This is a genomic window from Neotamlana sedimentorum (assembly GCF_000943565.1).
Classification (GTDB): Bacteria; Bacteroidota; Bacteroidia; order Flavobacteriales; family Flavobacteriaceae; genus Neotamlana; species Neotamlana sedimentorum.
This window is the reverse complement of sequence record NZ_JTDW01000001.1, coordinates 300321-314125: the sequence shown is the minus strand read 5'-3', so window position 1 is coordinate 314125 and position 13805 is coordinate 300321. Positions and strand designations below refer to the sequence as shown.

The following is a 13805-nucleotide window of genomic DNA, read 5'->3' as shown; positions in this document are numbered from 1 at the left end:
GTATTTTACTGTGTTAATTGAAATAACATGGCAATTGCCATAATAATCATGATACTATTTTCTATAAAAGTCGCCTTAGTCATGGGTAATTTTAAAGCTGTACCTAAACACGCGCATTGTATGGCTTTTTTATCGAGTAATGTTTTAGTTACACCAATAGTGGTAATGCCCAGAATAATTAAAGTTAAAATTAAAGCTACGGTAATTTTAAAACGCATTAAAAACATGAGCCCAAGTGCCACTTCTATAAACGGATAAACCCAACCATAAACCGGAACAACTTTGGCTAGCGGATCATACATTTTAAACGATTCTGGAAAACCTTTTAAATCTAACAACTTAAAAAAGCTAAAAACAATGTAAAATAAGCCCATAAAATCGAGCATAAAACCACTTAAACTCCACGGTTTAGAATTTAGTAAAGTGGCTGCTATAATTAAATATCCAAAAATTAAAAACAACGGAAAAAGTTGCTTCCAATCTCTTTTTTCTTCAGTTTTTGTACTTGTTGTATTAAAAACATTAGGTTGCGATATTTTATATTTTTCGGGTAATGCTTGTTGTAATTTTTCTATTGAAATATGCGATTTCATTGTTATAACAACCTCAGCTTTTTCAACGTTAGCTTCAACCTTTTCTACTTCGGCTAAACTAAGCAATGCTTTTTCAACAGATGCTTTACAGCCATTACAAGTCATACCTGTAACTGTATATGTATGTATCATGATTTTTTTATTTGATTTATAAATTCGAAATATCTTCCGCGAAAGCGAAAAACAAAATGAGATCTTGAAAAAACACCTCGACTTGGCGTGGTGAAATAGCTCAAAATGCCATTACATATTCTAAAAAAAATCAAATGATGAAAACTTGGTGAAGCGCTTGTATATTGGCTACCAAGTTGGGCGGAGAATAATTATTAAAGGGAATAGGTTGCTTTTCAACTTCCTTAAATAAATTTAAATAGGTATAAACGTAAAGTGTTGCAAATTGAAGTGGAGCTAACTTAACATCTTCAATCGATGATAATTTTAACTCGTCTTGACCTTTAACAACGTTAACTTCGTCTTTACAACAATTCATTTTTAAAAGCACTTCCATGTTTTCCATAGCACATTTTTCAACACTGGTAAACATCGAAACATCTACCAAAACATCGCCACAATAGTGTTTTTCAACAGTAAATGAAACCGTAGAAAATAACACGAGCAACGCCAAGGTGCTAGAAAAAATTTTATGAAATACTTTTTTAATCATTGATGCAAAATTAAACAAAAGCCTGAAAATAAAAAGGCATTTATTAATTACTTAACATTTAAATTTTGCTTTTTCTGATAATAAAACGCTGGTAATAACAATAATAAAAGTATTGGCTGTATTAAAAATCTGCGAATATTAAAAAATAAATAATAGTCTTCTTGCCTTGGGTTTATTACAAAATATAGATAGAGAATCATTAAAATTATAAACGCTACCCCATAAATTACACCTGAAAATTTAACTATACTTTTTTCTTTAAAAAACATATAGATTATGGCCAAAGAAATTGTGGTATTTAAAACATACCTAAAAACTGTATTTACCAATAATTTAGCTAATTCACGACGCGGACTATCAATATACAGATAATCGTTTTGAAAAAAGGTTAAATATGGATCGTAAAACAAATTATCTTCAAAAAACCTAATTAATATTAACATCACAAACAATACTGCTGTAATTAAGTATGTAAATGCTTTACTCATTATTTTTAAGTTTAGAAAATCTGTTCACCCAAAAAATCCAAAGTAAAAACAGCATACCGTAAATTATAGCAGGAAAAATAACAGTGTGCAATACATGTTCGTGTTGTGGGTATTTATACAACCCTACACTTAATACAACAATACGAACTAAGTTTACAATATAAATTAAAACACTCCCGAAAACGATAAAAAACACTGTAGTTTTAAAGGTTCCAGAAAACGCAATTACAAACGAAATAAACAAAATAATTACACTTACCGAATTACAGCCTTCTATAATTCTGGCTAAATAAGTTCCGTTTAAAATAAGTTTCATCGAGGGCTCGTTAGCATGCGCTTCTACTTTGGCAGCATAACCTAAATCGTTTAATATAACCTCGGTTTGTTTTGCCAAGGTATGGGTTATGTAATCTGGATAATAGGTATTACCACTAGAAAATTGCAAATAAAATTTATATGCAAAGGTTAATACAGCGTATACCACCAAAAAAGTAAGGATAAATTTTATAACGCCTTTATATTTTACAAACAATGCTTTCACTTAAATTTTTCTAAAACCAATACCGAAATTACAGCTTTTTAAATATTTTTGCTCGATAATTAATATTTTATTATTTCGTAATTAAATACTAAAATAAACCTAAACCATTTATTATGATTTTTGACAACCTTAAACCACAAGTAGTTACTATTGTTTCTAATTCCAATTTAACAATAGATGAGCGTTTACTAAAAATTTGTGAGCTTCTAGAAAATCATATTGAATATTATAACTGGGTTGGTTTTTATTTTAAAAATGGCAATAAAGAAGAACTTAAACTAGGCCCTTATGTTGGTGCACCTACCGACCATACTATAATTCCTTTTGGTAAAGGTATTTGTGGGCAAGTTGCTGTTAGCAACGAAAATTTTGTAGTGCCAGATGTTACTGCTCAAGACAATTATATTGCCTGCAGCATAACCGTAAAAGCAGAAATAGTGATTCCTATTTTTGTTAATGGTGAAAATATTGGACAAATAGATATAGACTCGAACACACCAGACCCTTTCACGGAAGCAGACGAACGTTTTCTGGAGTTTGTTTGCGAGAAAGTATCTGAAATACTTTAGGCGAAAAAGCTAAGAAGCCACTTATTTTAAATAAACCTTTAAATTGTTCTGTTAATAACTTCTATTTTTAGTTAAGAAATCGCTTCATTTTAAGTAAATCGTTGGTTTTTTATTTGATGATTTTGAGTACTTTTGCGTTTTATTACAAAAAACAACAAAATAACACTCAATTTCATTAAACAACACAACACTAATGAGCAACGAAAAAACTATCAAATCAGCCCTAATTTCGGTATTTAGTAAAGACGGATTAGAGCCAATTGTTAAAGAACTAGACAAACAAGGTGTAACCATTTATTCTACAGGTGGTACAGAAAAATTTATTAACGATTTAGGTATAAACGTTGTTCCTGTTGAAGATGTTACTTCGTATCCTTCAATTCTTGGCGGGCGTGTTAAAACATTACATCCAAAAGTTTTTGGTGGAATTTTAAACCGACAAAACCACGATGGTGATGTTGCCGAATTAGCAGAATACGAAATTCCGCAAATTGATGTGGTTATTGTAGATTTATATCCGTTTGAAAAAACAGTTGCTTCTGGAGCAAGTAACCAAGATATTATTGAAAAAATAGATATAGGCGGTATTTCTTTAATTCGCGCTGCTGCAAAAAATTATGCCGATGTAATTTGTGTATCTTCGGTTGATGATTATGCTGAATTTTTAGAATTAATTTCTGCCAATAACGGTTCTATTAGCGAAGAAGATAGAAAACATTTCGCTGCAAAGGCATTTAATGTATCGTCGCATTACGACTCGGCAATCTTTAATTATTTTAATCAGAATAACGAAGAAACCGTTTTAAAAATTAGCGAAACTAATGGTAAAACATTACGATACGGAGAAAACCCACACCAAAAAGGATTTTTCTTTGGAAATTTCGATGAATTATTCACAAAACTTCACGGTAAAGAATTAAGCTACAACAATTTATTAGACGTTGATGCAGCAGTAAATTTAATGCTTGAATTTAAAAATGAAGCTCCAACTTTTGCTATTTTAAAACATAACAACGCTTGTGGTTTAGCACAACGCGACACCCTACACCAAGCTTATGTAGATGCTTTAGCTGGCGATCCAGTTTCTGCCTTTGGTGGTGTATTAATTAGTAATACTGAAATTGATGTAGCTACAGCTGAAGAAATTCACAAACTATTTTGCGAAGTGGTTATTTCTCCGTCTTTTTCCGCGGAAGCGTTAGAAATATTAAAAGGTAAAAAGAACAGAATTTTATTAGAAATTCATGATGTAGAAATGCCAAAAACTAACGTAAGAAGTTGTTTAAATGGTATTTTAGTTCAAGACAGAAATGAAATTACAGATAAAGCTGAAGATTTAAAAACGGTTACAACCTTAGCGCCAACAGATGCGCAGATTGAAGATTTACTATTCGCTTCAAAAATATGTAAGCACACCAAATCGAACACTATTGTTTTAGCTAAAAACAAACAACTTTGCGCAAGCGGAACTGGGCAAACCAGTCGTGTTGATGCTTTAGAGCAAGCCATACATAAAGCAGGTACTTTTAAATTCGATTTAAACGGTGCAGCTATGGCAAGCGATGCCTTTTTCCCGTTTCCAGATTGTGTAGAAATTGCTAAAAACGCAGGAATTGCTTCGGTTATTCAACCAGGTGGTTCTATTAAAGACCAATTAAGCATCGATTATTGTAACGATAACGACTTAGCTATGGTAATGACGGGAACACGTCATTTTAAGCACTAAAAAGAAGTTTTTATTTAAGCATCTAAAAATTGATAAAAAACGTATAAAAGTTAATAAATTAATTTAATAAATTTTGAATAGGTTTATAACAAATTAATTTATTAACTTTTATTACTTTTACGAAATTCGATTTTTAAACCCTTAATACTTTTTAAACACGCATGGGATTTTTTGACTTCCTAACTGAAGAAATTGCAATAGACTTAGGTACGGCTAACACTTTAATTATTCATAACGACAAAGTTGTGGTCGATTCGCCTTCCATTGTAGCTCGAGACCGAGTAAACAACAAAATTATTGCAGTTGGTCACGAAGCCAGTTTAATGCAAGGAAAAACCCATGAAAACATAAAAACCATTCGCCCATTAAAAGACGGTGTAATTGCCGATTTTGATGCTTCAGAGCAAATGATAAGTATGTTTATTAAAAACATACCAGCTTTAAAAAAGAAATTTTTTACGCCAGCATTACGAATGGTAATTTGTATTCCTTCTGGAATTACCGAGGTTGAAATGCGAGCGGTAAAAGAAAGTGCCGAACGTGTAAATGGTAAAGAAGTTTACTTAATTCACGAACCTATGGCAGCAGCTATTGGTATTGGCGTCGATATTATGCAACCAAAAGGAAATATGGTTGTAGATATAGGTGGTGGTACTACCGAAATTGCAGTTATTGCGCTTGGTGGTATTGTTTGTGATAAATCGGTTAAAATTGCAGGTGATGTATTTACAAACGATATTGTGTATTACATGCGTACACAACACAACCTTTACGTTGGTGAACGTACTGCCGAAAAAATAAAAATTCAAATTGGTGCAGCTACCGAAGATTTAGAAGTTCCGCCAGAAGATATGAGCGTTCAAGGACGTGATTTATTAACTGGAAAGCCTAAACAGGTTTCTATTTCTTACCGAGAAATAGCAAAAGCACTCGATAAATCTATTCTTAGAATAGAAGATGCCGTAATGGAAACCCTTGGGCAAACACCACCAGAATTGGCTGCCGATATTTATAATACAGGTATTTATCTTGCAGGTGGTGGTTCTATGCTTCGTGGATTAGATAAGCGTTTATCGCAAAAAACAGATTTACCAGTTTATATTGCCGAAGACCCTTTAAGAGCTGTAGTGCGTGGTACTGGTATAACACTTAAAAATTTAGCCAAATACAAAAGTGTATTGATTAAGTAAAACAAGATTTAATACGCAAGTAGTTCATGCAACAAATTATTAATTTCATAATAAGGAACAAAAACTTTTTGTTGTTCTTTTTGTTGTTTTGTATCTCGCTTATTTTTACGATTCAATCGCATTCTTACCATAAAAGCAAGTTTATAAATTCGGCTAACTTTTTAACTGGTGGCGTTTACAATTCTATAAATAACATCAGCAGATATTTTAATTTAAAATCTCAAAATGAATTGCTTGCTGAAGAAAACCGTAAATTACGTTCCTTAATTAACAATGCTCAAATTTCTACAGATTCTACTTATACCGATTCTACATCATTTAACGCATTGTATAAATTTTACAATGCTAATATTATTAAAAATAATTATTCTTTAACCAATAACATTTTAACCATAAATAAAGGTGAAAATGATAGTATAAAACAGGATTTTGGTGTTATTTCATCAAAAGGCATTATCGGAATTATCGATAAAACTAGTAATAATTATGCCACTGTGTTATCGGTTTTAAACACGACGAGTAGAATTAGTGCAAAATTAAAAAAATCGAATCATTACGGCTCATTAACTTGGAATGGTGATTCGTATCAACTTGTTCAGCTAACCGACATTCCAAAAGTGGCTAAAGTAAACGTTGGCGATACTATTATTACTTCTGGACGATCGTCTATTTTCCCAAAAAACATTGGTATTGGCGTTATTAAAACATTTCAACTTGATGCCGCCGAAAATTATTATGAAATTGATGTGCAATTATTTAACGACATGACTAATTTAGAGCATGTTTACATTATAGAAAACGTAGATAAACAAGAAATTATTAACCTAGAAAATGAATAACTTATTCTCCATATATACCGTTCATTTTTTCGCGTTGGTTCTTGTGCAAGTGCTAATATTTAATCATATTAATTTTTTAGGATACATTAACCCCTACCCTTATATTTTATTTATTGCTCTTTTTCCTGTTAAAAACAACCGTTTAGTATTAATATTAATTAGTTTTTTACTTGGTTTAAGCATCGATTTATTTTTAGATACTGGTGGTATTCACGCAAGCGCATCGGTTTTTATTGCCTACGTTCGCCCTGTAGTTTTAAAATTCGCCTTCGGAACCAGTTACGAACACCAAACTGTAAAGTTTAACGCTGTCGATTTTGGATCGAAACTAATGTACCTTACCATATTAACAGCCATACATCATTTTATTCTGTTTAGTTTTGAAGTTTTTAACATGAGTAAAATAATTTTAGTACTTCAAAAAACGTTATTCTCTAGTATATTTACTATTTTAATTAGCATATCAATAACAATAGTTTTTAGTAGGAAAACACGATGAGACAACTATTACTTTTTATTTCTGTAATTGGCGTTGGCATCTTATTCATTTCTAGGCTTTTTTATCTTCAAATTTATAAAACCGACACAAATAATTTATTTGAAGACAATGCCATTAGAAAAGTTTACGATTACCCAAAACGCGGTTTTGTTTATGATCGAAATGGCCAACTTTTAGTAGCCAACCAACCAACATACGATGTTATGGTTATTCCGCGTGAAGTAAAACCATTGGATACATTAGAGTTTTGTACGCTCTTAAAAATCACGAAAGAAGATTTCATAAAAAAATACGATAAAGCCTATCACTATTCACCGCGATTACCATCACCTTTTGTACCTCAACTTTCAAAAGAAGATTATGCTGTTTTACAGGAAAAAATGCGAAAATTTGAAGGGTTTTATATTCAAAAACGCTCACTTCGCGATTATCAAACCACAATTGGCGCCAACGTTTTAGGCGATATTGGCGAAGTAAACTACGCCACCATAAACAAAAACCCATATTACCGAATGGGCGATTTAATTGGTAAACAAGGCGTTGAAGCTTCGTATGAAGAAATTTTAAGAGGTACAAAAGGTATTAAATTCATCCAAAAAGATAGATTTAACCGTAACATTGGTCCTTATAAAGACGGAAAATTCGACACTATACCACAACAAGGAAAAGACATTACCATTACCATTGATGCGCAACTTCAAGCATACGGCGAATTATTAATGAAAAATAAACGTGGTGGTGTTATTGCTCTAGAACCTAAAACAGGTGAAATTCTAGCTATGGTAGCAGCTCCAACCTACGACCCTAATATTTTGGTTGGCCGAAATCGTTCTAAAAATTTCACAAAGCTATATAACGATTCCATTGCAAAACCACTGTTTAACCGTAGCTTACAAGGTGTATACGAACCTGGGTCTCCATTTAAATTAATGAATGCTCTTATTGCACTTCAAGAAGGTGTCATGGACGAAAACGAACACGTAACTTGTTACCGAGGTTATAAATACGGCAATCGTTTTATGAAATGCCATTGTAATTACGGCACAAGAAACAACATGATTACGGGCATTCAAAGATCGTGCAACGCCTATTTTGCTACGGCCTATAGAAAAATATTAGATAAAACTGGTAATGCATCCGAAGGTATTGATACTTGGAGTAAACATGCTAAAAGTTTTGGACTTGGCAACTTTTTAAACAACGATTTATTTGTTGGTCAAAAAGGTCGTATTCCAGATCGAGACTTTTACAAACACATTTACCCGAAAACCTTCTACTCCACTTACACCATATCTAATGCCATTGGCCAGGGTGAAGTTGCTACTACTCCTATTCAGCTCGCAAATATGGCTGCAGCTATTGCAAATCGGGGTTACTTTTACACGCCGCATATTATAAAACATATTGAAGGTGAAACGCTTCCTGAAAATTTTACAAAACCAAAATTCACCTCTATTAACCGAGAACACTTTGAGCCTGTAATTGAAGGGATGCTTGCTGTATACGAAAAAGGTACCGCATCATCTTTAAAGGTAAAAGACATTGATATTTGTGGTAAAACAGGTACCGTTGAAAATTTTGTAAAAATAGATAGTGTAAAAACACAACTTACCGATCATTCTATATTTGTTGCATTCGCTCCTAAAGAAAATCCAAAAATAGCTATTGCCGTTTTTGTTGAAAACGGTTATTGGGGAAGTCGATTTGCAGGAAAAGTGGCCAGTTTAATGATTGAAAAACATATTAAAGGCGAAATCACCAGAACCGATTTAGAAGATTGGTTACTACGCCACTCTCTTGAAGATGAATATGCAAAACCATATTCGGGAGAACCTTTTAAAATTAACGGTTACACCACACTACAAAGCGTAGACGAAAAAACCTATTGGAAATTAAAACAACAATTAAACCAATTAAATAACACCGAAAATTAATGGTTAGAGATACTAACAGACATTTTAAATTCGATTGGATTACCATTTTACTTTTCTTTCTTTTGGTTGGTTTTGGTTGGCTAAATATTTTATCGGCCTCTCATGTTGGTACAGATATAAATTATTTCGATTTAAGTCAACCTTACGGTAAACAACTCATTTTTATTTGTTTAAACCTAATATTAATTGTTTTGGTTTTAGCAATTGATGCTAAATTTTACGAGCGTTTTGCTAGTATTATTTACATCATTTCTATGTTAAGCTTGGTTGGTCTTTTCATTTTTGGTAAAAATGTAAATGGCGCTACGTCTTGGTATGGCATTGGTAGTTTCACTATTCAACCTAGTGAGTTTGCTAAAAGTGCCACAGCACTAGCTGTAGCTAAACATTTAAGCGATTTAAACACCAATATAAAAACCTTTACAGACCAACTTCGCACATTTGCAATTATTGGTATTCCTGCCATTTTAGTATTACTACAAAACGACACAGGTAGTACTATTGTTTATGGTGCTTTTATTTATGTTTTATTTCGCGAAGGTCTGCCAAAAGCCTATTTAATAACGGCTTTTTCTGCAATAATTTTAGCTATTTTATCTTTAAAATTCGGATTTATTATAGCTTCAATTATCGCAATTGTTGTGGTTGTTGCTATGCATTATTTCAGCAAAAAACCTTTCAGAATTTATCAATCAATTTTCATTGCCATTGCTGCAATTGCCATTTCTTTTGGCGTTAAATTCTTCTATCAAAGTATTTTAAAACCACACCAACAAGACCGCATAAGTTTATGGCTGCGTTTAGAAAAAGACCCTGCAAAACTTGAAGCCATGAAAAAAACTTTTGCCTATAATCTAAACGAATCGGAAAAAGCTATAAGCTCTGGAGGTCTTACAGGTAGAGGTTTTTTAGAAGGAACTAGAACTACAGGTAAGTTTGTACCCGAACAACACACCGATTATATTTTTAGCACCGTTGGCGAAGAATGGGGTTTCCTAGGTAGTACTTTTGTAGTGGTTACTTTTGTATTACTACTTCTTAGAATATTACACCTTGCCGAATTACAAAAATCGCAATTTAGCCGTGTTTATGGTTACAGCGTTGCAGGTATAATTTTTATTCACTTTTTTGTAAATATTGGCATGGTTATGGGTTTAATTCCTACCATTGGAATCCCGCTACCTATGTTTAGTTATGGCGGATCTGGACTTTGGGCTTTTACTATTTTGTTGTTTATTTTTATTAAATTAGATTCTAATAGAATAAACGAATGGTAACCTCGCCATTTCATTTACGCTATAATCGAGATTAATAATAACTTTTGTACCTTATAGTTTCTCATGGCTTACCTTGAGACTAATTTCTATAATTCCCTATTTATGAAAACTACTTATGCCACTATATGTTTAGTATTAATTTTAGCATCCTGCTCTATTGCAAAAAGCTCGGTTAAAAATGCCTTTTCAAACAAAGAACTAAAACTCATTAAAGCAGCAGATGGCAACGCTCCCATGCGAGTTTATAAAATCACAAATAAAACCGATTCGCTATTACTACGTAAAAAAAGCAGCTATATAAACCCCGAACCTAAAAATGCAGCGCTTCAACTTTTTGCTCAACGCCTTTATGCTACTGTTACCGATAGCGCTTCGTTGGGTGTTGGTATTGCAGCACCCCAAGTTGGTATTTTAAAAAACATTATTTGGGTACAACGATTAGATAAACAAAACTTACCTTTTGAAGTGTATTTAAACCCTAAAATTGTTGGATATTCTAAAGAAAAACAAACCGTTACAGAAGGTTGCTTATCTATTCCAGACCGCCGCGAAACTTTAAATAGTCGTTCGCAAATTATAGATATTGAATACGACACTTTGGAAGGCGAGCATAAAGCAGAAACTATTAAAGGTTTTACTGCCGTAATTTTTCAGCATGAAATCGATCATTTAAATGGTATTCTGTATTTAGATCATTTAACTGAAGAAATAGAAGACTCTAAATTAAAACCATAAGACAACAAAAACTTAATCGTCACTCAACTCTTGATGTTTGGCATAACCACGCCATTTCTCGATACAATTAGCGATATCTTCTGGAATTTCAGAATTAAATCGTAAAAATTCTCCGGTTTTTGGGTGTTTAAATCCTAAGGTTTTTGCGTGCAGTGCTTGTCGTGGCAATACTTTAAAACAATTATCTACAAACTGTTTGTATTTTGTAAACGTAGTTCCTTTTAGTATTTTTTCACCACCGTAACGCTCGTCGTTAAACAAAGTATGCCCAATATGCTTCATGTGTACACGAATTTGGTGGGTTCTTCCTGTTTCTAGTTTGCATGCTACCAAAGTAACATAACCTAAACGTTCTATTACTTTATAATGCGTTACAGCTGGCCGTCCTTTTTTGGCTTCATCACCAATAAAAACGGTATTTTGTAATCGGTTTTTCGGGTGCCTTCCAATATTACCTTCAACAGTTCCTTCATCTTCTTCAATATTTCCCCAAACTAAAGCTACGTATTCACGCTCACTCGTTTTTTCGGCAAATTGAAGTGATAAATGCGCCATAGCTTCTTCTGTTTTGGCAACAACAAGTAATCCACTTGTGTCTTTATCTATACGATGTACCAAACCTGGACGATCGCTCGAATTATTAGGCAAATTATCGAATCTATAAATTAAAGCATTTATTAACGTTCCCGAATAATTTCCATGACCAGGATGCACAACCATACCAGCTGGTTTATTTACCACAAGTAGGCTGTCATCTTCGTAAACAACATCAATATCAATAGCCTCGCCAACTAATAAGTTTTCGTGTGGCGGATGCGTGAATAACACCCGAATATTATCTAAGGGTTTTACTTTATAGTTTTGCTTAACCGGCGTGCCGTTAACATAAATGCTTCCGTTTTTGGCAGCATTTTGAATTTTGTTACGTGTCGCATTTTCAACAAAATTCATTAAATATTTATCTATTCGAAGTGGCTTTTGTCCTTTTTCAACAACAAAAGCATGGTGTTCGTATAAATCGTTATCGTCTTCTTCTGAAAAATTTTCGACTGTATGCTCCATTATTCTGGTCTGTTACCGTTACCAAGCACTAAATCTATCACAGACGTTTTAGCTAGCTTTTCACCAGCTTCCAAAGGCTTTCCTTTATGCGATAATTTTAAAACCATATCCTTACCTAAATTATCCACATAACTAATGTTACCAATTTTAAAACCTAAAGCTTCTAACGTTGGTTTTACTTGGCGGAATGTTTTATCGATTAAACCATCTGGAACTCTTATTTTACGGTATCCCGACGGATTTAAGGTAATGTAAATTTTACGGTTTTCTTTAACTTTAGCGCCAGCAATTGGATCTTGTTCTATAACCGAAAACTTAGGATAATCGGGATTATAGTTTGCTGAATCTTGAATTTGCATAACCAAGTTATTATCTTCCAATTCCACCTGAGCTACACTTATTGATTTGCCTTTTAAATCGGGCACCATCTCGAAATTACCATGGTTTGTAGACACATTTAACCATTTTAAAAGTATGAAACATAATAGTACAACAGCAACTACTGCCAATACTATTTGTTTTAAAAAAGATTTACTGAAAAGGAATTTTACGAGACTCATTTATAGAAATTTCTGTTAGGCAAATATATAAAAACAGAACTGTTTTTTCTTTTGCATTATATAGGTTATTTTAGCTATAACTAATATTACATACGTTTTATTATAGGTTTTAGATGAATACTTAATTTTTATTGTATAAATGAAAAAAAATATAGCCATAATTATGGGCGGATATTCTAGCGAATATCAAATTTCTTTAAAAAGTGGAAATGTAGTTTACGAAGTTTTAGATTCCGAAAAATACCATGCTTACCGCATTCATATTTTTAAAGAAAAATGGGTTTATGTTGATGACAATGAAAACGAATTCCCTGTAAATAAACACGATTTTTCAGTTTCCGTTAATACAAAAAAAATAACCTTCGATTGTGTATTTAACGCTATTCATGGTGCTCCAGGAGAAGATGGTTATATGCAAGGTTATTTGGAGTTGTTGGGCATTCCTCACACCAGTTGTAACATGTACCAAGCCGGAATTACATTTAATAAACGTGATTTTTTAAGTATTTTAAAACCTTATGGTATAAAAACAGCCGAATCATTTTATTTAAACTTAGGCGACACCATAAACGAAGATACTATTATTAAAAAAGTAGGCTTACCATGCTTTGTTAAAGCTAATAAAGCAGGAAGTAGTTTTGGAGTTACCAAAGTACATAAACAAGAAGATTTACAAAATGCTATTAATGTCGCTTTTAAAGAAGATGACGAAATTATAATCGAATCCTTCTTAGATGGCACCGAAGTTTCTATAGGTGTTATAACTTATAAAGGCGAAACCAAAGTATTACCAATTACGGAAATTGTTAGTGAAAACGATTTTTTCGATTACGAAGCTAAATATTTAGGTAAATCTCAAGAAATAACTCCAGCCAGATTAAACAAAACACAAGAAGAAAATGTTATAGCTGTCGCTAAAAAAGTATACGAAGTTTTAAAAATGAAAGGCTTTAGCAGAAGCGAATATATTTTTAAAAACGACGAGCCCTATTTACTAGAAATGAACACTATTCCCGGTTTAACAAAAGCTAGTATTTTACCACAACAAGCCGCCGCGGCTGGAATTAGCATGAGTGATTTATTTGATAACGCTATTGAAGAAGCTCTTAAATAAAAACCATGAGTTTA

The 13805-nt window shown here is 32.7% G+C and carries 15 protein-coding genes; 9 read left to right on the top strand and 6 right to left on the bottom strand.

Features of this window, described 5'->3' with window-relative positions; all coding sequences use genetic code 11:
- Positions 1 to 5: 5 nt before the first annotated feature.
- The 4 genes from PW52_RS01455 to xrtF all read right to left on the bottom strand — a co-directional run bounded on the left by PW52_RS01455 (position 6) and on the right by xrtF (position 2286).
- Positions 6 to 725 carry a heavy-metal-associated domain-containing protein gene (locus tag PW52_RS01455; protein WP_044631137.1) on the bottom strand — a complete coding sequence of 240 codons (720 nt, stop codon included), beginning with the start codon at positions 723 to 725 and terminating at the stop codon, positions 6 to 8.
- Positions 726 to 855: 130 nt separating this feature from the next.
- Positions 856 to 1257: an HYC_CC_PP family protein gene (locus PW52_RS01450; protein WP_052823308.1), complete on the bottom strand. Its 402-nt coding sequence runs from the start codon at positions 1255 to 1257 to the stop codon at positions 856 to 858.
- 47 nt (positions 1258 to 1304) lie between these two features.
- Positions 1305 to 1745 (bottom strand): exosortase F system-associated membrane protein, encoded by a 441-nt coding sequence (locus tag PW52_RS01445; protein ID WP_044631136.1) that lies wholly within the window; start codon positions 1743 to 1745, stop codon positions 1305 to 1307.
- Entirely contained in the window at positions 1738 to 2286 is a 549-nt protein-coding gene (xrtF, locus tag PW52_RS01440) for an exosortase family protein XrtF (RefSeq protein ID WP_044631135.1), read from the bottom strand. The genes PW52_RS01445 and xrtF overlap by 8 nt, the downstream gene beginning before the upstream one ends.
- A gap of 113 nt (positions 2287 to 2399) precedes the next feature.
- Between xrtF and PW52_RS01435 the strand changes: the two genes are divergently transcribed.
- The 8 genes from PW52_RS01435 (at position 2400) to def (ending at position 11055) form a co-directional block, all read left to right on the top strand.
- Positions 2400 to 2855 (top strand): GAF domain-containing protein, encoded by a 456-nt coding sequence (locus tag PW52_RS01435; protein WP_044631134.1) that lies wholly within the window; start codon positions 2400 to 2402, stop codon positions 2853 to 2855.
- 193 nt (positions 2856 to 3048) lie between these two features.
- Positions 3049 to 4581, top strand: a complete 1533-nt coding sequence (gene purH / locus PW52_RS01430) for a bifunctional phosphoribosylaminoimidazolecarboxamide formyltransferase/IMP cyclohydrolase (protein ID WP_044631133.1) — start codon at positions 3049 to 3051, stop codon at positions 4579 to 4581.
- Positions 4582 to 4742: 161 nt separating this feature from the next.
- Positions 4743 to 5771: a rod shape-determining protein gene (locus PW52_RS01425; protein ID WP_044626897.1), complete on the top strand. Its 1029-nt coding sequence runs from the start codon at positions 4743 to 4745 to the stop codon at positions 5769 to 5771.
- Positions 5772 to 5797: 26 nt separating this feature from the next.
- The gene (gene mreC / locus PW52_RS01420) at positions 5798 to 6610 is read left to right on the top strand and encodes a rod shape-determining protein MreC (protein WP_044631132.1); all 813 of its coding nucleotides are present in this window, start codon (positions 5798 to 5800) and stop codon (positions 6608 to 6610) included.
- A complete protein-coding gene (locus tag PW52_RS01415) occupies positions 6603 to 7109 on the top strand; it encodes a hypothetical protein (protein WP_044631131.1) in 507 nt (168 codons plus the stop codon). Before mreC ends, PW52_RS01415 begins: the two co-directional genes overlap by 8 nt.
- On the top strand, positions 7106 to 9043 hold the full coding sequence (mrdA, locus tag PW52_RS01410) for a penicillin-binding protein 2 (RefSeq protein ID WP_044631130.1): 1938 nt from the start codon (positions 7106 to 7108) through the stop codon (positions 9041 to 9043). The genes PW52_RS01415 and mrdA overlap by 4 nt, the downstream gene beginning before the upstream one ends.
- Positions 9043 to 10320 (top strand): rod shape-determining protein RodA, encoded by a 1278-nt coding sequence (gene rodA / locus PW52_RS01405; RefSeq protein ID WP_044631129.1) that lies wholly within the window; start codon positions 9043 to 9045, stop codon positions 10318 to 10320. The genes mrdA and rodA overlap by 1 nt, the downstream gene beginning before the upstream one ends.
- A 102-nt stretch (positions 10321 to 10422) precedes the next feature.
- On the top strand, positions 10423 to 11055 hold the full coding sequence (gene def, locus PW52_RS01400) for a peptide deformylase (RefSeq protein ID WP_044631128.1): 633 nt from the start codon (positions 10423 to 10425) through the stop codon (positions 11053 to 11055).
- 12 nt (positions 11056 to 11067) lie between these two features.
- Here def and PW52_RS01395 read toward each other — a convergent pair whose 3' ends face one another.
- Together PW52_RS01395 and PW52_RS01390 are read right to left on the bottom strand one after the other, a co-directional pair.
- Positions 11068 to 12117 (bottom strand): RluA family pseudouridine synthase, encoded by a 1050-nt coding sequence (locus PW52_RS01395; RefSeq protein WP_044631127.1) that lies wholly within the window; start codon positions 12115 to 12117, stop codon positions 11068 to 11070.
- Entirely contained in the window at positions 12117 to 12677 is a 561-nt protein-coding gene (locus PW52_RS01390; RefSeq protein ID WP_044631126.1) for a PASTA domain-containing protein, read from the bottom strand. The genes PW52_RS01395 and PW52_RS01390 overlap by 1 nt, the downstream gene beginning before the upstream one ends.
- Positions 12678 to 12816: 139 nt before the next feature.
- On the opposite strand from PW52_RS01390, the gene PW52_RS01385 reads away from it, so the two are divergent.
- On the top strand, positions 12817 to 13791 hold the full coding sequence (locus PW52_RS01385; protein WP_044631125.1) for a D-alanine--D-alanine ligase: 975 nt from the start codon (positions 12817 to 12819) through the stop codon (positions 13789 to 13791).
- Positions 13792 to 13805 lie beyond the last annotated feature (14 nt).